Source organism: Massilia sp. CFBP 13721 (assembly GCF_014842025.1).
In the GTDB taxonomy this organism is placed as follows: Bacteria; Pseudomonadota; Gammaproteobacteria; order Burkholderiales; family Burkholderiaceae_D; genus Telluria.
Window position 1 is genome coordinate 131,753 of the sequence record NZ_JACYUY010000014.1, and the last position, 18,527, is coordinate 150,279.

General features: G+C 64.3%; 14 protein-coding genes. 3 read left to right on the top strand and 11 right to left on the bottom strand.

The genetic code is table 11. The features are described from left to right. Positions 1-250: 250 nt before the first annotated feature. The 4 genes from IFT60_RS15085 to IFT60_RS15100 form a co-directional block, all read right to left on the bottom strand. The gene (locus tag IFT60_RS15085; protein WP_192052907.1) at positions 251-1,933 is read right to left on the bottom strand and encodes a long-chain-fatty-acid--CoA ligase; all 1,683 of its coding nucleotides are present in this window, start codon (positions 1,931-1,933) and stop codon (positions 251-253) included. Positions 1,934-2,026: 93 nt separating this feature from the next. After that, positions 2,027-3,724, bottom strand: a complete 1,698-nt coding sequence (locus IFT60_RS15090; RefSeq protein WP_192052909.1) for a long-chain fatty acid--CoA ligase — start codon at positions 3,722-3,724, stop codon at positions 2,027-2,029. A 154-nt stretch (positions 3,725-3,878) separates the two neighbouring features. Beyond that, positions 3,879-4,958 carry an aminopeptidase gene (locus IFT60_RS15095; protein WP_192052911.1) on the bottom strand — a complete coding sequence of 360 codons (1,080 nt, stop codon included), beginning with the start codon at positions 4,956-4,958 and terminating at the stop codon, positions 3,879-3,881. 31 nt (positions 4,959-4,989) lie between these two features. Then, positions 4,990-7,098 (bottom strand): molybdopterin-containing oxidoreductase family protein, encoded by a 2,109-nt coding sequence (locus tag IFT60_RS15100; RefSeq protein WP_192052913.1) that lies wholly within the window; start codon positions 7,096-7,098, stop codon positions 4,990-4,992. Between the two features lie 150 nt (positions 7,099-7,248). On the opposite strand from IFT60_RS15100, the gene IFT60_RS15105 reads away from it, so the two are divergent. Next, on the top strand, positions 7,249-8,442 hold the full coding sequence (locus IFT60_RS15105) for a M20 aminoacylase family protein (RefSeq protein ID WP_192052915.1): 1,194 nt from the start codon (positions 7,249-7,251) through the stop codon (positions 8,440-8,442). Between the two features lie 137 nt (positions 8,443-8,579). Here IFT60_RS15105 and IFT60_RS15110 read toward each other — a convergent pair whose 3' ends face one another. Further along, a complete protein-coding gene (locus IFT60_RS15110; protein ID WP_192052917.1) occupies positions 8,580-9,479 on the bottom strand; it encodes an NAD(P)-dependent oxidoreductase in 900 nt (299 codons plus the stop codon). Positions 9,480-9,596: 117 nt separating this feature from the next. On the opposite strand from IFT60_RS15110, the gene IFT60_RS15115 reads away from it, so the two are divergent. Then, positions 9,597-10,190, top strand: a complete 594-nt coding sequence (locus tag IFT60_RS15115) for an acyloxyacyl hydrolase (RefSeq protein WP_229510885.1) — start codon at positions 9,597-9,599, stop codon at positions 10,188-10,190. Positions 10,191-10,308: 118 nt separating this feature from the next. After that, positions 10,309-11,739 carry a DHA2 family efflux MFS transporter permease subunit gene (locus tag IFT60_RS15120; protein ID WP_267874611.1) on the top strand — a complete coding sequence of 477 codons (1,431 nt, stop codon included), beginning with the start codon at positions 10,309-10,311 and terminating at the stop codon, positions 11,737-11,739. Positions 11,740-11,745: 6 nt separating this feature from the next. On the opposite strand, the gene IFT60_RS15125 is transcribed toward IFT60_RS15120, so the two are convergent. The 6 genes from IFT60_RS15125 to IFT60_RS15150 form a co-directional block, all read right to left on the bottom strand. Beyond that, on the bottom strand, positions 11,746-12,054 hold the full coding sequence (locus IFT60_RS15125) for a hypothetical protein (protein WP_192052919.1): 309 nt from the start codon (positions 12,052-12,054) through the stop codon (positions 11,746-11,748). A gap of 60 nt (positions 12,055-12,114) precedes the next feature. Next, the gene (locus IFT60_RS15130) at positions 12,115-12,888 is read right to left on the bottom strand and encodes a phosphatase PAP2 family protein (RefSeq protein ID WP_192052921.1); all 774 of its coding nucleotides are present in this window, start codon (positions 12,886-12,888) and stop codon (positions 12,115-12,117) included. Continuing rightward, positions 12,888-14,531, bottom strand: coding sequence for a phosphoethanolamine transferase (locus IFT60_RS15135; RefSeq protein WP_229510886.1), 1,644 nt, complete (start codon positions 14,529-14,531; stop codon positions 12,888-12,890). The genes IFT60_RS15130 and IFT60_RS15135 overlap by 1 nt, the downstream gene beginning before the upstream one ends. Positions 14,532-14,635: 104 nt before the next feature. Further along, entirely contained in the window at positions 14,636-15,871 is a 1,236-nt protein-coding gene (locus IFT60_RS15140; RefSeq protein ID WP_192052925.1) for a sensor histidine kinase, read from the bottom strand. Beyond that, entirely contained in the window at positions 15,858-16,547 is a 690-nt protein-coding gene (locus tag IFT60_RS15145) for a response regulator transcription factor (protein WP_192052927.1), read from the bottom strand. The genes IFT60_RS15140 and IFT60_RS15145 overlap by 14 nt, the downstream gene beginning before the upstream one ends. Before the next feature lie 60 nt (positions 16,548-16,607). Then, positions 16,608-18,296, bottom strand: coding sequence for a hypothetical protein (locus tag IFT60_RS15150; RefSeq protein WP_192052929.1), 1,689 nt, complete (start codon positions 18,294-18,296; stop codon positions 16,608-16,610). Between the last annotated feature and the right edge of the window lie 231 nt (positions 18,297-18,527).

Sequence of the window (18,527 nt, forward strand, 5' to 3'; positions counted from 1 at the left end):
ACGAGTTCTCAGTACGGAGGCGTTGGCGGGGCTGTTGCCTGCACTGTTTGTGGCGCGTTTGGTCCGCATGGGCACAAGTGCCTTTCGTGGCCCGGCCCATCCTACGAGAAACGCCGGGGCGCTGCGCGAACGGAAACCACGCCTGCGGCAGCGGCGCACCGTAGGGTGGGCCGGGCCGCGAAAGGCACTCGTGCCCACGCGGATCACCGTATGACCCGCCTGCGGCTCGGAGAGACGGCTATTTACAGCATCAAGCCGACTGCTTCTCGTCACGCAGCTCGCGCCGCAAGATCTTGCCGACGTTGGTCTTCGGCAGCGTGTCGCGGAACTCGATCATGCGCGGGCGTTTATAGCCGGTCAGCTCGTCCTTGCAGAAGGCCATCAGGGTGTCCACCGTGAGCGCCGGATCCTTCTTGACCACGTACAGCTTCACGGCTTCGCCCGAATGTTTATCCGGCACGCCGACGCAAGCCACTTCCAGCACGCCCGGGTGCGAGGCGACGACGTTCTCGACTTCGTTTGGATAGACGTTGAAACCCGAGACCAGGATCATGTCCTTCTTGCGGTCGACGATGCGCGTGTAGCCGCGTTCGTCCATGATGCCGATGTCGCCGGTCTTCATGAAGCCGTCCGCGGTCATGACCTTGGCTGTTTCGTCGTCGCGCTGCCAGTAGCCGGCCATCACCTGCGGGCCGCGCACGGCAATCTCGCCGGACTGGCCGAAGGGGACAGGTTTGTCCGTTTCGTCGACGATCAGGACCTCGGTCGACGGCAACGGCAAGCCGATGGTCCCCGTAAAATCGGTGATGTCGCAGCGGTTGGCGGTGACCACCGGCGAGGTCTCGGACAAGCCATAGCCTTCGACGATCGGGGTGCCCGTCATCTTCAGCCATTTGTCGGCCACCGCCTGCTGCACCGCCATGCCGCCGCCCGGACACAGCAGATAGCTCGAGTGGTCGAGTTTGGCGAAGCCGGGTTGGTTCACCAGGCCGTTATATAACGTGTTCACGGCCGGGAAGACGTTGATGCGGTACTTGCCCAGTTCCTTGATGAAGCCATCCATGTCGCGCGGATTCGGGATCAATACGTTCATCGCGCCCATGCGCATGCCGAGCAAGGCGCAGACCGTCAGTGCATAGATGTGGTACAGCGGCAGCGCGCACATGAATTGCAGTTGCTGGCCACCCGGCACCCCGGCCAGCGAAGGACCGAACCAGCCTTCGTTCTGCAGCACGTTGGCCAGCACGTTGCGGTGCAGGAGCACCGCGCCCTTCGACACGCCGGTGGTGCCGCCCGTGTACTGCAGGAAGGCGATGTCGTCGTGGCCGAGTTTCACCGGCTTGAAGGTCGAACGCGCACCTTCGGCCAGCATCTTGTTAAAACCGGTCGAACCGGGCAGCGACCAGGCCGGCACCATCTTTTTCACTTTGCGGACGACGAAGTTGACGATCGTGCCCTTGATCCCGCCCAGCAGGTCGCCCATGGCGCCGACAACGACGTGTTTCACCTGCGTGTTGGCGATCACCTGCTGCACCGTGTGGGCAAAATTCTCCAGCACCACCAGCGCCTCGGCGCCGGAGTCCTTCAACTGGTGCTGCAGTTCGCGCGGGGTATACAGCGGGTTGACGTTGACGATGGTGTAGCCGCCGCGCAGGGCCGCCGCCATCGCCACCGGGTATTGCAGCACGTTGGGCAGCATGATCGCGATGCGCGCGCCCGGCTGCAGGCCGCGGCTCTGGAACCAGGCGGCCATGTTCGCCGACATGCGGTCGAGCTCGGCGTAGGTGATGGTCTTGTCCATGCAGGCAAACGCATTCTGGCCGGCGTACTTGCGGAACGACTCTTCCAGCAAATGGGTCAGGGAGCGGTACTGCGTCGGGTCGATTTCCGCCGGTACGCCAGCCTGGTACGACTTGAGCCAAAACTTGTCCATCTATGCCTCGCCTTCTATAACTCTGTGTGTCCAATAAAAATGCAAAGCCGCCCGGTACGCGGGCGGCTTTGCCAGCCGGACTTGCCTATGCTGTCAGGCTGCTTGCTTTTGCTTCTGCTGCTGTTCGTCGCGCAGCGCGCGCCGCAGGATCTTGCCGACGTTGGTCTTCGGCAGTTCGTCGCGGAATTCGATGTACTTCGGTTTCTTGTAGCCGGTGAACTGCGCCTTGCAATAATCCATCAGCGCGCTCTCGCTCAGCGCCGGGTCCTTGCGCACCACGAACACTTTGACGGCCTCGCCCGAGTGCTCGTCCGGCACGCCGACCACGGCGCATTCGAGCACGCCCGGATGGCCGGCGATCACGCCTTCGAGTTCGTTCGGGTAGACGTTAAAGCCGGACACCAGGATCATGTCCTTCTTGCGGTCGACGATTTTCACGTAGCCACGTTCGTCCATGATGCCGATGTCGCCCGACTTGAAGAAGCCGTCGGCGGTCATGACCTTGGCCGTTTCGTCCGGACGGTTCCAGTAGCCCGCCATCACCTGCGGACCGCGGATCGCAATTTCTCCGGGTTCGCCCAGGGCCACCGGATTGCCGTCGTCGTCCAGAATGGCGATGTCGGTCGACGGCACCGGCAAGCCGATGCTGCCCGTGAAACCGGTTTCGTCCGAGCGGTTGCAGGTGGCGACCGGCGACGTCTCCGACAGGCCGTAACCCTCGATGATACTCTTGCCGGTGACCTGTTTCCACTTGTCGTTAACGGCTTGCTGCACCGCCATGCCGCCGCCGTTCGCCGTTTTCAGCTGCGAGAAGTCGAGGCTGGCGAAGTCGGGGTGGTTGACCAGCGCGTTGTACAGCGTGTTCACCGCCGGCAGCATGTTGACCTTGTACTTGCCGAGTTCCTTGATGAAGCCGGGAATATCGCGCGGGTTCGGGATCAGGATGTTCAAGGCGCCGGCACGCATGCCCCACAGGGCGCAGGCCGTCAATGCGAAGATGTGGTACAGCGGCAGCGCGCAGACGATGGTCTGGAATTCGACGTGCGGCGGCTGCGAGTTCGCCGGTTCGGCCCAGGCCTCGGCCTGCAGCACGTTGGCGATCACGTTGCGGTGCGTGAGCGTGGCGCCTTTCGAGACGCCGGTGGTACCGCCGGTGTACTGCAGGAAGGCGATGTCGCTCGATGTCAGCGTGGGTTTGGCGAACGGCATCTTGCCGCCCTGCGCCAGCGCATCCTTGAAGCGCACCATGTTCGGCAGCGCGAACTCGGGCACCATCTTTTTCACGCTGCGCACGACGAAGTTGACCAGCATGCCCTTGGCGCCGCCGAGCATTTCGCCCATGCTGGCCACGACCACGTGGCGCACCGGCGTGTTTTTCAGGACTTGCTGCACCGTGTGCGCGAAGTTCTCGAGCACGATGATGGCTTCGCTGCCGGAGTCCTTCAATTGGTGTTCGAGTTCGCGCGGAGTGTACAGCGGGTTGACGTTGACGACGGTGTAGCCGGCACGCAGGATGGCGGCGATCGCGATCGGGTACTGGAGGATGTTCGGCATCATGACGGCCACGCGCGCACCCTTGGCCATGCCGCGGCTTTGCAGCCAGCCGGCCAGGCGCTGCGAGCATGCATCGAGCTCGGCATACGTGAGGAACTTGTCCATGCACACGTACGCATTGTTTTGCGCGTACTTCTGGAAGGATTCTTCCAGCAGGTGCACCAGCGACGTGTACTGGTCGGGATTGATCTCGGCAGGGACGCCAGGGGGATACGACTTCAGCCAAATTTTGTCCATCGGTGCCTCTGTCTCCAATAGGATTGTCATCGTCCATGGGCGCAACATGCACAAACGCGCACAACGCCCACAGCGTACATTATGCGTTTGCCATTGATGCTATCGGGCAGCGCCCACGTATGCAAGCGCTTTTGGCACGATTGGAACAGGCACTCTACGGCATGGCTGCATTGGTGCGTTGCACCATGTAGTTGGCCGGCGGCGCCGTCACATCGATCATCCGCAAAGCGTGCTGGCGCGCGGTCTTGTCGAGTTTGGCCAAGCGGTTCACCTTGCGGTAAAAGGCGCCGAAATTCTTTTCATCGCGCAGCATCGCGCGGAAAGCCGGCACGTAATCGTTGTAGGTGGCGATCGAAGCCAGGTGGGCATTCGACAGCGGCTCGGCAAAGAAGCGGTCGTAGCCGGCGTAACCGCCCCAGTTAGCTTTCAGTACCTGGTACTCCTCCTTCAGCGCGATGAACAGGCGCGCCTTGCCGATGCGCTTTTCTTCGTCGGGAACGATGGCCGCATAGGTACGCTCGAGTTCCTTGCGGTACTTCAGCAGCAGCGCCAGGAAATCCTTGCGCCGCGCCGAGTAGCGCGCATAGCCCTCGCGCATCGCCGGATTGCCGAAGCGCTCCAGCCACAACTCGACGCCGGCCTCTTCCACCGCGCTGGCGAAGGATTCGTTGAAGCGCGAGTCGCCCTGCACGTAAGTCACCTGGTGCGCCAGTTCGTGGAAAATCAGGCGCGCCAGTTCGGCGTCGGGATAGTTGATGAACGTGGAAATCAGCGGATCGCTGAACCAGCCGAGGGTCGAATAGGCGCTGACGCCGCCGATTTCGACGTCGCGCCCTTCGGCGCGCAACTGCTTGGCATATGCCTGCGCGTCTTCCTTGCTGTAGTAGCCGCGGTAATTCACGCAGCCGGCCACCGGGAAGCACCACTGCAGCGGTTTTAATGACAGCTCCGGCGTGGCGACGACGTTCCACAGCACGTATTGGCGCTTGAGTGCCGCGTAGTTTTTATAGCTGTCGTTGTCGGGCAGGCCCATTTGCTGGACCGCAAAACGGCGGATCTGGCGCGCCGTTTCCAGGCGATGGCGCAGCGAGGTGTTGGTGGCCGGGTCGGCCAGCCAGTCATCGATGGGGCGGGCGTCGGAGAGGAGTGCGAGCTGGCCCTGGGCGGCCTGGCTGTAGTAATTCAGCGTAGAACAACTGGCAAGTAATGCGACGGCGCCGGCGGCTGCGCTCATGCTGAGCGCGCGCCGGAACAAACGGGAGTGTTTAGGGGTGGGAGTTTTCATGTCCGGGTCGCGGTGCGGCTTTTTCGACCTGCACCAGGGTGTCGTAGAAAGTGGGCGCCCGTCCCATGTCGGTCAGGCGCTGGCTGGTCACTTCGTTGGCATTCTTGCCGTCTTTGGAAAGTTTCTTCCACCAGATCGACAAGCCCACCACGAGGCCCGGTCGCGCTTTCTCGGTCACGCGCGCCTTGGCAATAAAAGAGCCGCGGTCGTTAAAAATACGTGCCATGTCACCGTGGGTGATGCCGCGGGTGGCGGCGTCGTTCGGGTGGATGTCGAGGTGCGGCTCGCCCTCGGTTGCACGCAGGCTCTGTACATTGACAAAGGTCGAGTTCAGGAAGTTCCGTGCCGGCGGAGAAATCATCCCCAACGGATATTTCTTTGCCAATTCAGGATTCGATGCTGCAGATTCGTAGGGGGCGATGTAGGCCGGCAGTGGGTCGAGGCCATCGTTGGCCATCGTGCTCGAGTAAAACTCGCATTTGCCGGAAGGCGTCGGGAAGCCGCCTTCGGCAAAGGGCGCATCCGGCATGTTCAGCTTTTGCCAGCCCTTTTGCTTCAAGGATTCCCAATCGAAGTGAATCGCGCGGCTGTGGGTTTTATCGAAGGCTTGCGCCGCCAGCTCGTCGTCGGATTCGAGGAAGCACGGATCGGTCAGCCCCATGCGCGCGGCCAGCAGGCGGAAGATTTCGCTGTTCGGCTTGGCTTCGCCCATGGGCGCAATCGCCGCGTTATTCGCCATCATGTACAGGTGGCCATACGCCAGGTGCGCGTCGACGTGTTCGAGCTGGGTCGTGGCCGGCAACAGGATGTCGGCGTAATCGGCGCTGTCGGTCTGGAACTGTTCCAGCACCACAGTAAACAAATCCTCGCGTTCGAAGCCTTGCTGCACTTTCGCGGAATCGGGGGCGATCGCCAGCGGGTTGGCGTTGTAGACGATCACCGCCTCCACCTGCGGGCCGAATTCGGGCGAGGCCGGCTTTAATAAATCGTCGCCGATGGTGGTCATGTTGATCGTGCGCGGGGTGCGTCCGGCCAGCAGGTCGGGGCGCTGCAGCTTTGCCTTATTCGCCGGGAACGAACCCGAGGTCGACAATTGAATGCCGCCGGCCGGGTGGCGCCAGGCGCCGACCAGCGCCGGCAGGCAGCTCATGTTACGCACCGCCATGCCGCCGCCGCGCGCACGCTGCACGCCGTAGTTGCAGCGGATCGCGACCGGTTCGCCGCGCTGCGCCATGCCGCCGTACAGGCGTGCCAGGTCGATGATTTCCTGCGCGGTGACGCCGCACGTAGCCGCGGTGCGTTCGGGCGTCCATTCGGCGGCGCGTTCTTTTAACTCTTCGAAGCCGAGCGTGTACTGCGCGACGTAGTCATGATCGAGCAGGTCTTCCACAATCAGCACATGCATCAGGCCCAGCGCAAAGGCGGCGTCGGTGCCCGGCAGCAGCGCGATGTGCTGATGACACTTTTCCGCCGTCAGCGAACGATACGGGTCGATCGCGATCAGCCTGGCGCCGCGCCGCTTGGCTTCCTGCGCGCGCATCCAGAAGTGCAGGTTCGAGGCGATCGGGTTGCCGCCCCAGATGATGATCAGCTTGGCATCCTGGAACTGTTCCATGTCGGTGCCGATCGAGGCGCCGATCGTGTACTTGTAGCCGGTAAAGCCGGCGGTGGCGCAAATCGTGCGGTCGAGCAGCGAGGCGCCCAGCTTGTTGAAGAAGCGCATCGACATCGCTTCTCCCTGCACCAGGCCCATGGTGCCGCAATAGCTGTAGGGCAGGATCGCTTCCGGATTCCTTGCCACGATCGGCTTTAAACGCGCGGCGATTTCATCGAGCGCGGCGTCCCAGCTGATGCGCTCGAATTTTCCTTCTCCCTTGTTGCCGACGCGGCGCATCGGGTACAGCACGCGGTCCGGCGAATAAGTGCGTTCGACGTAGCGCGACACCTTGGTGCACAGCACGCCCGCCGTGGTCGGATGCGCCGGATCGCCGCGTACTTCGGTCGCGACACCGTCTTCGACGGTGACGAGCAAGGCACAGGTATCGGGGCAATCGTGGGGGCAGGTGGCGCGGACTTGGGTGATGGACATCTGGATCAATTCTAGGGAAAAACGTCGACAAACCAATACTTTAGCTGATTCCACGGCCAGTCGTGGCCGGTGCTGGATTTCCGATGTTGAGGCGGGCTACAATCTGTTTATAGACCTTGCAATCATGTCCATGCAATCAGGGAGAACAAGATGAGACTCGTGGAACCTATCCTTGCATTCCAGACGGAGCTGGAACAAATCCGCCGTGATTTACACGCCCATCCGGAACTCTGCTACGAAGAACAGCGCACCGCCGACGTCATCGCCGCGCGCCTGGAAGACTGGGGCATCCCCGTCGTGCGCGGACTCGGCGGCACCGGCGTGGTCGGCATCGTCAAGAACGGCGCCTCCGAGCGCGCGATCGGCCTGCGCGCCGACATGGATGCGCTGCCGATGCAGGAACTCAACACATTTGACCATGCGTCGCGCCACCCCGGCAAGATGCATGCATGCGGCCACGACGGCCATACCGCGATGTTGCTGGGCGCAGCGCACTATTTGTCGCGTCATCGCAACTTCGACGGCACCGTCTACCTGATTTTCCAGCCGGCCGAAGAAGGCGGCGCCGGCGCGCGCCGCATGATGGAAGATGGTCTGTTCGACCAGTTCCCGATGGAAGCGGTGTACGGCATGCACAACTGGCCGGGCCTGCCGGCGGGCAGCTTCGGCGTGATCCCGGGGCCGATGATGGCATCGAGTAACGAGTTCCGCGTGGTCGTCAAAGGCAAGGGGGCGCATGCGGCCCAGCCGCACCGCGGCATCGACCCGGTGATGGTGGCGGTGCAGATCGCGCAAGCCTGGCAGACGATCGTCTCGCGCGAAAAAAATCCGCTCGAGACGGCGGTCCTGTCGATCACGCAAATCCACGCCGGCAGCGCCACCAACGTGATTCCGAATGAAGCCGAAATGATCGGCACCGTGCGCACCTTTTCCACCGAGGTGCTCGACCAGATCGAGCGCCGCATGGAGCAGATGGCGAACGGCATCGCAACCGGCTTCAATGCGCAGATCGATTTTAATTTCAAGCGCAACTATCCGCCGCTGATCAACCATCCCGATCAGACCGCGTTTGCGGTCGAGGCGATGCGCGCGGTGGTGGGCGCGGCCAATGTGAATACCGCGGTCGAGCCGACCATGGGCGCCGAGGATTTCGCCTTCATGCTGCAGGCGAAGCCGGGCTGCTATGTCTTCATCGGCAACGGCGACGGCGAACACCGCGCCGGCGGGCATGGGCTGGGGCCGTGCCAGCTGCATAACGGCAGCTACGATTTCAATGACCAGTTGCTGCCGATCGGGGCGAGTTATTGGGTAAGGTTGGTGGAGACGGGCTTGCCGGTGGCGTGAGGTTGCATCGAGGCGCCTCCGTATTAAAGCGCCGGTGTGCGTACGATAAAACCCGCGGGCATGCCCGCCCTACGAAACCCGCTGTACGTAGGGCGGGCATGCCCGCGCAATCGTACCCGTGCACACCCCAACGCCAATTATGGCAACACATCCGGCGCCGAACCTACCCTGTGCCCCGGATTGATCCGTTCAAGCGCCAGCAAGGCGGCGGCATGGTCCACACCTCCTAAATCCCCTTCAATCGACTCGTAACTGCGCGCCACCGCCGCCGTCAGCGGCAGCACCAGCCCCGCCTCCCCCGCCGCGGCCAGTACGTTGCGCATGTCCTTTAATTGACTTTTGACTTGCCCGCCCGGTACGAAATTGCGCTCCAACATGCGCTGGCCGTGCAGCTCGAGGATGCGGCTGCCGGCAAAACCGCCGCGGATCGCCTCCCGCACCGCGGCCGGGTCGGCGCCGGCCGCCTGGGCCAGCAGCAGCGCTTCGGCCACGATGTTGATGGTGGCGCCGACAATCAGTTGATTGCACAGCTTGGCGACCTGGCCGCTGCCGGCCGGTCCCACCAGCTGCGCCGTGCCGAGCACGCCGAACACGGGTGCGGCGGCGTTGAAATCGTGCAGGCTGCCGCCGGCCATGATGGCCAGGGTACCCGCTTCGGCGCCCGGCACGCCGCCCGATACCGGCGCGTCGAGAAAGCGCATGCCCTGCCCCGTCAAGCGCGCATGGAAGGCCAGCGCTTCGTCATGGCGCGTGGAACTCATGTCGATCCACAGCGTGCCCGGCGCCATGCCGGGCAAGGCCGCCTCGATCGCCGCGCCGACCACCGGCCCCGCTTCCAGCATCGAGATCACGATGGCGGCGCCGGCCACGGCCTCGCCGATGGACGCGCAGGCAGTGGCGCCGGAATCCGTTAAAGCCTGCGCCTTGGCGGCGGTCCGGTTCCATGCGCGCAAGCTAACTCCCGCCTGGGCCAGGCGGGACGCCATCGGCCGGCCCATCAGGCCGATACCAAGAAATGCGACAACGGGAAGAGCCATATGGTTCCTTTATGCGAGTTGATGACGAGCACGTGCGTGCGCAGCGCGTTTTTGTTGGTACCAGTACAATTATTGAATGCGCCAGCATGGACTGGCGTCTACCTTATGAAAGCAATTATGTTCTCTAATAAAAAATTTGGGGTCATGTTGGGTGTGGCCGCCGCCCTGCTGGCGGGCCAGGCAAGTGCAGCCGGTTACCAGAATGCAGTGGGCACGCAGCCTGCCGGCGGCAATGGCTGGATCGACTCGGCGTCGTTCGAATTCGGCACCGGACCGAAGGTACGCCTGGCGCGCATTGCCGTGCAAAAGAACTGGGAAAGCCGCTGGTTCGCCTCGAACGGGCGCCACCTGGGCGGCTACTGGGACCTGTCGGCCGCCTACTGGCGCGGCACCGCCTACCGCAACGTGCCCGGCCAGCACCAGAACCTGGCCGTGGTCGGCATCACGCCGGTGGCGCGCTACCAGCGCGACGATAAGCTCGGCTGGTATGTCGAGGGCGGCATCGGCGCCAACCTGTTCTCGGAGCTGTACAACAACGACGATAACCGGCTGTCGACCGCCTTTCAGTTCGGCGATCACGTCGGCGTCGGCTATGTCACGCCGACCGGGTGGGACCTGGGTGCGAAGATCCAGCATTATTCGAACGCCAGCATCAAGCGTCCGAACAGCGGCGCCAATTTCCTGGTCTTCGGCGCGCGCTACAAGTTTTAAATTACACCAGGAGGATGCTGTATGGACCGTGTCCTCTTTGAAAATCGGCATCGCATGATTTATGTGACAATCCAGACCAGCACGCGCGCCGCGCGTGCCAGCGTCGGATGAGGCCCGTTTGGATAGTTCCACCGTCAAGACCTATTTGCCCTGGCTGGTTGCCACTGCCCTGTTCATGGAGCAGCTCGACGCCACGGTCGTGAATACCGCGATTCCGAGCATCGCAGTCAGCCTCGGGGTCACGCCGCTGAGCCTGAAATCGGTCGTCACCAGTTATATCCTGGGGCTAGCGGTCGGCATTCCCGTCAGCGGCTGGATGGCCGACCGCTTCGGCACGCGCCGCGTGTTCCTGACCGCGATCGGCATTTTTACGCTGGCCTCGGTCCTGTGCGGCCTGGCGCCCAACGCCCAGCTGATGACGGCCGCGCGCCTGCTGCAGGGCCTGGGCGGCGCCATGATGATGCCGGTCGGGCGGCTGGCGATCGTACGCACCTTTCCCAAGGCCGAATTGCTCGGTGCGATGAACTTCGTCATCATCCCGGCCCTGATCGGCCCCTTGCTCGGCCCGACCGTCGGCGGCCTGATCGTGCACTGGGCTTCGTGGCGCGCGATCTTTTTCATCAACGTGCCCTTCGGCCTGATTGCGATGTACCTGGTCTGGCGCCACATGCCGGACTACCACGGCGACGCGCGCCGCCCGCTCGACGTGTTCGGCCTGGTGCTGTTCAGTTCCGGCACTGCCCTCCTGTCCTGGCTGCTGGAGATATTCGGCGAACATACCCTCGGCGCCACCACCATGGCGCTGATGCTGGCGCTGTCGATCGCCCTGCTCGCCGCCTATGCCGTGCACGCGAACCGCATCCAGTTTCCGCTGCTGCGCCTGGCCTTGCTGAAAGTGCGCACCTTCCGGATTTCCGTGGTCGGCGGTTTCGTGACGCGCCTCGGCGTCGGCGGATTACCCTTCCTGCTGCCGCTGCTGTACCAGCTCGGGCTCGGGCTGCCGGCCTGGCAGTCGGGTTTGCTGATGATGCCGTCGGCGGCGGCCGCCATGGGCATGAAGCTGATCGCGCCCAAGGTGCTGGCGCGCTTCGGCTACCGGCAAGTGCTGGTATTTAACACCCTGTGCATCGGGGTGACGATCGCCCTGTATGGCATGGTCGGGCGCGAGACGCCGCTGGCGGTCATCGTCGTCATCAGCCTGATGCAGGGTTTCTTCAATTCGCTGCAGTTTTCCAGCATGAACACGCTGGCGTATGCCGACATCGAAGCCGGCGACACCAGCATGGCGAGCACGATTTCGAGCTCGTTCCAGCAGCTGTCGATGAGTTTCGGGCTGGCAGCGGGGTCGCTGGTCACCGCCTGGTTCCTGGGCCGCGTGCCGCAGACGAACCAGGTGCTGGTGGCCGGCGCCCTGCATCATGCGTTCTGGGCGCTGGCCATCATGACGGTGCTGTCGGCCGGGATTTTCTGGCGCTTGCGCAAGCAGGACGGCGACAGCATCAGCCGCGGCCGCGCCGTGGCCAAGGAAGCGGAACCGGTCGCGCAATAGCGCGCTTCAGCCCGCGGCAGCCGCCGGTTCGACGGTCAGGCGTGCCAACAATTTCTGGCGGTTGTTCATGACGAAGTTGACGAAGGTATGTTCCTTGAGCGCCAGTCGCATGATCCCGGGCAGCAGCGGATAGCAGAACACGGCCACCTTGCGCACGGCATCGTCGTTCGCCAGCGCCGCCCGCGCGGCCGCTTCGCTACCGCCGAGCATCGGCATCAGCGCGGCGCGGTGGCGGCAGACGATGGCATTCAAGGGGGCGGCAAGCTTGTCGGCCAGGCCGGCCGGGTCAGCGCTTTCAGGCATTTGTTCAGACATAAGTATCTCCACGGAAAGGAACCGGGAAATCATGCGCCCTGCGCCTCCAGCCATGCTGCGCTAGCGCAATCCGCCGGCGTCTTCGAGTGCAGCACAGGCAGGTGCCGTTTCCGCCCTCCGCGGTTGCCACTGCACGCTGGCGACAATCGCCAGCACGACGGCACAAGCGAGCCAGATCGACCACAGCGTGTGGGTCAGAAAATGCGCGCCGCGCAATTGCTGCATCCAGCCGACCAGGCCGCCGAACAGCAAGGCCGCCAGCGCCACCCGGCACGCGCGCCGGGGGCGGGCCGGCAGCCAAAGCACGCACAGCGACAGCAGCCACAGCGCACTCGAGGCATGTCCCGCCGGCAGGCAGTGGCCGGCCGCGACACCCGGCGGCAAGGCCTCAAACAGGCGCAGGTAGGGTTCGCTGCCGCCATAGCGCGCCAGGTCCCAGGGACAGTGGGCGACGCTGGCCTGCTTGAGGGTACTGATCACCACAGGCACCAACACCGCCGAAAGCCCGACCACGCGCAGGCGCAGCCGGTCGAGCGCAGTCCTCCCCGCGCGTGGGCGCCAGGCGTCGCGGGCAGCGGCGAGGACGAACCAGGCCGCCGCCAGCGTCAACACCCCTTTCAGGATCGTGTGGTTGAAGGTATCGGCCAGCCAGGTGTAACGCCAGGGAAAGGCGTGGATGCCGGCGTCATAAACGGCGTCGGCCAGGTCGAGGTCGATGTCGGTGAAATGGCCGAGCCAGAAAATAAGGGCGGCGCTGGCGGCCAGCCAGGCGCACAGGCGCAGCAGCTGGCCCGCGCCGAGCAGGCGCGGCGATGTGTCGACGAGGGCGCGCATCAGGAGGCAGTCCGGGTGCAGGCGCGGAACAGGTCCAGCTTCGGGTTCAGCACTGCGGTGTTCACGTCGAGCATGCCGAGCACCGAGTGAAAGACGTTGTCGTGCGAGACCGGCTGGTCGCGGCGCGCCATCAGGCAGGTGCGGTCGATGCCGAAGCGCCCGCTGAAACCGTCCGACATCCACAGCATCATCGGCACATGGGTTTGCTCGCTGGGCGCGAACATATAGGGGGCGCCATGCAGGTACATGTTGTTCTCGCCAAGCGATTCGCCGTGGTCGGAAAAATACAGCATGGCCGTGTCGACGCCCTCCATCGCGGCGCTCGCGCGCAGCAGGTCAATCGTCTTGCTCAAGAAATAATCGGTGTAGAGAATCGTGTTGTCGTAGGCGGCTTCGATCGATGCGCGCGAACACTGTTCGAATTCGTTGGTCGTGCACACCGGGCCGAAGCGGCCGAACCCGCTCGGGTAGCGGCGCGCATAGGCCGGGCCGTGGCTGCCCTTCTGGTGCAGCACGACGACCAGGTCGCCAGTACCGTTGCGGATCAGTTCCGGCAGGCCGGCGAGCAGGCGTTCGTCGTGGCATTCGCCGCCCTCGCATAAGGGGTCGCCGGGCGCGGGCTGCGACAGGTCTTCGAACGCGACGCGGTCGCAGACGCCCTTGCAGCCGGAGTTGTTGTCGCGCCAGAGCACCTGGAAGCCGGCGTGCGCCAGTACGTCCAACAGCCCTTCCTGGCTGGCGGCACGGGTGTCGGAATAGTGCTCACGACCGAGGGCGGAGAATACGCAGGGGACCGAGACCGCGGTCGCGGTGCCGCAGGACGCAACCCGCGAAAAATTGATGAGGCCGGGCTGGCGCGCCAGCAGCGGGTTGGTTTCGCGCCGGTAGCCGTTGAGCGAAAAGTTCTTTGCGCGCGCCGTCTCGCCGACCACCAGGATCGTCACCGTGCGCCGCCCATTGCCGGCCCGGGCGCGCCCCCGCATCGCATCGCGGCCGAGCGGCGCCACCACCAGCGGCGTACGCCACTTGCTGCGCAGGTAGCCGTGCAGCGCCTGGATCGTGTTGGTCGGCGTGAGCAGGAAACGCAGCTCGCGGTGTTCGCGCACGGCCGGCGCCAGGCTTTTGAAGAGCAGCACCAGCAGCAGCACGGCGAGTGCCAGCGATCCACCGGCGATGCCCGCGCGCACCAGCAGGCCACGCAGGCCCTGCGGAAAGCCGATATCGGCGCGCGCGATCAGCCAGGCCGGCAGCAGCCCGAGCAGGCCGACGCTGAACGCCATGTGCCAGCTGAGGAGTTCGCACGCTTCGCGGGTATCGGTCTCGAACACGTTCTGCATCATGGCCTTGTCGATCACCACGCCATAGTTGGCGATGAAATAGCTGGCGCCCGCCGCGCAGAAAACGAGCACGATCAGGACCGGCTTGGCGATGAAACGGAAACTGGCCAGCGTCAGGCAGGCGTTGAAGAACAACGCAATGATGGAAAACGCGCCCAGCAGCAGCGGCAGGTTCGCCGGGCGCAGGCCGCCGACGGAGCGTACCAGGGTCGACCAGAAAGGTACATTGCCGGCGGAAGCGAGCAGCATGGCCACGGCCAGGGTGAGGAGAGGCGCGCTGATGCGCCGTGCAAGCAGTTTGTCCAACGTCGATCCATCGATGCATCGCGGCCGGGTTTGGCCACGCATGCAGCGAGGATAGCGAGGGCCATCTCAAGCCCCGGTCAGCCCGGCGTTAAGCGCGCGTGAAATCAGTTATCAAACGCGATGATGAAGCGGCTGCCCCCGCCCGGACGTTCTTCGTAGCGCAGCGTCGCGCCCAGGTATTCGCAGATGCGCCGCACCAGCGACAAGCCAAGTCCGGTGCCGGCCGAGCCGCGCGACGGGATCGCGCCGAGGGCGGCGCCGGGCTGGGCCAGCGTCGCGCGTACCGCGTCGGGCAGGCCGGGACCGGTGTCCTCGACCACGACCCGGCCGGGTTCGAGCGTGACGGTGACGCTGCCCTGCTCGGTGTACTGGCAGGCGTTGCGCACCAGGTTGCCGATGGCGGCGGCGCACAGTTCGGCCGGCGCCTGGACCGCAAAGGCGGGGCCGCCGCGGTAGCCCAGCGTGACCGGTTTATTCGCGACCAGGGGCCGATAGCGCTCGGCTTCGCGGGCGGCGATGGCGTCGACCGCGACCGGCGCCAGGCGTTTCAGTTCGGGTTCGCGCGCTAGCAACAGCAGCACTGTGACGCATTCGGCCGCTTCGTGCGCAGCGCGGTAGATGCGCTCAGCCGGTGCGCGCGTCGACTCATTGGCGCCGTTCGTCATCAGGATCTCGGCCGCACCCATGATCACCGTCAGCGGACTGCGCAGCTCGTGGCTGACGTCGCCCGTGAAAAAGCGTTCGCGGTCGAGGAAGGCGCGCAGTTCGGCGGTATGCGCTTCGAGCGCGCGTGCCAGGATGCCGAGTTCGTCCTTGCGCTCTTGCAGCGGCAAGGGAGAATGGCCACGGGCGACGGCGTCGGCCAGTTCGCTGATCGGATTGACGACGCGGCGGGCGATAAAACCGCCGAGGGTGGCCGCCAGGACCAGGAAGCCGATAAAGAAGGCGGCAAACATCGAGTACACGACCAGCTCGACCTGTTCGTAATCGCTTTCGTGGTCGACCACGGCATACGCGCCGTGGGCGTCGGTACCGGAGAGTACGTGCAGCCCGACGCCGTCGACTTCGATTTCGCTGACGCCTTGCGGCAGGCCGCGCAGCGATAGCGGAATGGCGTCGCCGCGGTGGAAGCGCAGGCCCGCGGGCAAGTCCACCACCAGGCCGGCCGCCTGGCGCGGCAGCGACCATTTGGCGACCTCGTTCAGGCGGTTGTCGACCAGGTGCACCTCGATGCCTTCGACTGCCACCGCAGCCAGCACCGCGAAGAACAGAGATAGCACGACGCCGAAGGCGACGAAGGCGACGACGATGCGCCGGCGCAGCGAATCAGCCGGCTGCATCGGACAGCACGAGTCGGTAGCCGACGCCCGGCACGGTGAGCAGCATGGGGTGGTCGAAAGGTTTGTCGATGGCCTGGCGCAGCGCGTGGATGTGGGTGCGCAGCGCGTCGCTGTCGGGGCGGTCGTCGCCCCACACGGCCTGCTCGAGGGTGTCGCGCGAGACGATGCGCGGCGCGGCTTTCAACAGTGCGTGCAGCAGCACGTAGCCGGTGCGGGTGAGGTTCACCGGCTGGTTCGCGCGGCTGGCCTGCTGGGTGTCCGGATCGAAGACGAGTTGTCCGAAGCGCAGCTTGCTGCTGCCGGCGTTGCGCCCTTCCGAGCGGCGCACCAGCGCTTTCAGGCGCACTTCGAGTTCGACCAGCGAGAATGGCTTGACCAGGTAATCGTCGGCGCCGCTGTCGAAGCCGGCGACCTTGTCGCCCAGGCTGTCGCGCGCGGTGAGCATCAGCACCGGCGTGGCAATCGACAGCTCGGCGCGCAGCGTCTGGCACAATTCGAGGCCGTTCAGGCCGGGCAAGCCGATGTCGAGCACGATGACGTCGTACTCGTGTTCCGAGGCCAGGCCGAGGGCGGCATACCCGTTGCGGGCGGAATCGAGCACGTGCCCTTTCGGCTCGAGGAAGCCGTACAGGTTGGCCAGGATGTCCGGATGGTCTTCGACGATAAGGATGCGCATGCGGCTATTGTAAGATGGGTGGCCACATGGCGCAGCTCAGGGCTGCGCCACATGAGCCTGTCACTCCACCGATTCCGCCACCGGAACCTGTTTGGTGTGTAGCTTGCGCCTTTGCTTGCGCCGGCGCAGCACGATCGCCACCGCCAGCAGCGTGCCAGTGCCGATGCCGGCCACCGGCAGCGGGATCACGGAGGGGTCGCCCTCGGCCTTGAAACCATCGCCCTGGAATGCAGCCGGAAACGGGCGTTCGCCAACCGGGACGATCTTCCAGTCGGCCTGGTCGGCCGGGACCCGCTCGCGGAATTCGTCGAACGAGAAGACCGGGGCCGAACCCATCACGCGGCTCGACGGGATTTGCGGGATGCGTACCAGCACGATGGCTTCGACGTCGTCGCGCAGTTGCTGTTCGTAGACGGACAGGTCGCGCTGCGGCTTGCCGCCGACGATGTCCAGCAAGTCCTGGCCGATAGCGTCGAAGGCGACCGCGGGCAAGAGGCGGGTCTGTTCTTCGTTCAGGTAATCGTAGATCTTGCGGCCACTGGTCAGGCTGGCATCGGTGGCCGATACGTAGGCGTAGGCGGCGACCGATTTCAACGGGGCGGTCGGCCCGCGCTCGGGGATACTCCAACCAAGCGCCTTGAAGACGTCGACGCTGATGCCGGCGCAATTCGCGGCGGCATGGCGATAGCGGAAGTCGTGCCGGTAAAAATGGTTGAACACGCGCTGGACGCCGCCCTGGTAAGCGGCCGCGGTACGCGCGTGGTTGAGGACCGCGACCAGCATGTAAGAGGGTCGATAGTATTGCTGGCCGCTGTTCAGGTCCATCAAATAATTGTCCATCGGGACCGTGGCGGCGACGATGCCCTTCTCGCTGACCGAATCCAGGTTATAAAAATTGTTGACGGCCCAGCCGGACCAGTCGCCCTGGGCGCCGAGGCGGCCGGTAGCGATCGCGAAGTGGCCGCCGAGAGATTCGTCGTCGTCGCCCTGGGCGCCGTTGAGGACGACGCCAAGGACCGGCTTATCCGTCCAGGCGCGTGCCTGTCCGGGATGGCGTTCCCACAGCAGGCGCGTCTCGACGCCCTGCTGGTCCTTGACCGGCGCGCGCACGAAATCGGTGAGTTCGGCCGCATTTTTCAGGGGCTCGCTCTTGAGGCTGGCGGTGTCGAGGCCGAAGTCGGCGGGCCAGATGGTGCGCGCGGTGAAGGTCGCGCGGCCGTTGAGTTCGCTCGCGGTCCCGCGCATGCGCAACGCGCGCCCTTTGAAATAGTCGGCGCTGGCGCTGTTGAAGTAGGAGCGGTTGGTGGACAGCTGCGGGACCAGCTTGAAGCCGAGTTCGTCTCCGGCGGCAGTGCGCACGGTTTGCGCTCCCGGCAGGAGGGTGGCGCGCTCGAGGATGCTCGGAGCGCCGATCCAGGTGACCGACGGATGGGCCAGCCGGGCGGCATCGGGCGTTGCGGCCCACTGCGCGACGTCGCTGTTGCGGTCGACGCCCTTGCTGAAGCCGGCTGCCGTGGCCGTACTGGCCGGCACCGCGATTACCTCGTTTTCGAAATACCACAGGTTTTGCTTCGGTACGGCGCAGTCTTGGCATTTACCAGTACGCAAATGAAAGCTGTCGGCAGGCAGCAGGCCGATGTATTCGTCCTTCAATGCGTCTTTCAGACCCGCGGTGGAGCTGGCGGCATGGGCACTGCCCGCCAACGTAACAATACTGACGGCGGCAATACCCAGGAGATGTCGGCGCATGCTGATTCCCATTTCGGCAAAAGTAAAAACTTAGCTGAATGATGCCGTAGGGAATTGATTTAAGCCATTAAAAAGTGTGTGAGGACGATAAGCGACAAAACCATTGGAAAGTGGACGCATAAAAGCAAAAAACCCCACAGAGATCACTCTGTGGGGTTTTGCTTATAACTAGCCTGACGATAACCTACTTTCACACTGGTTGCAGCACTATCATCGGCGCAAAGTCGTTTC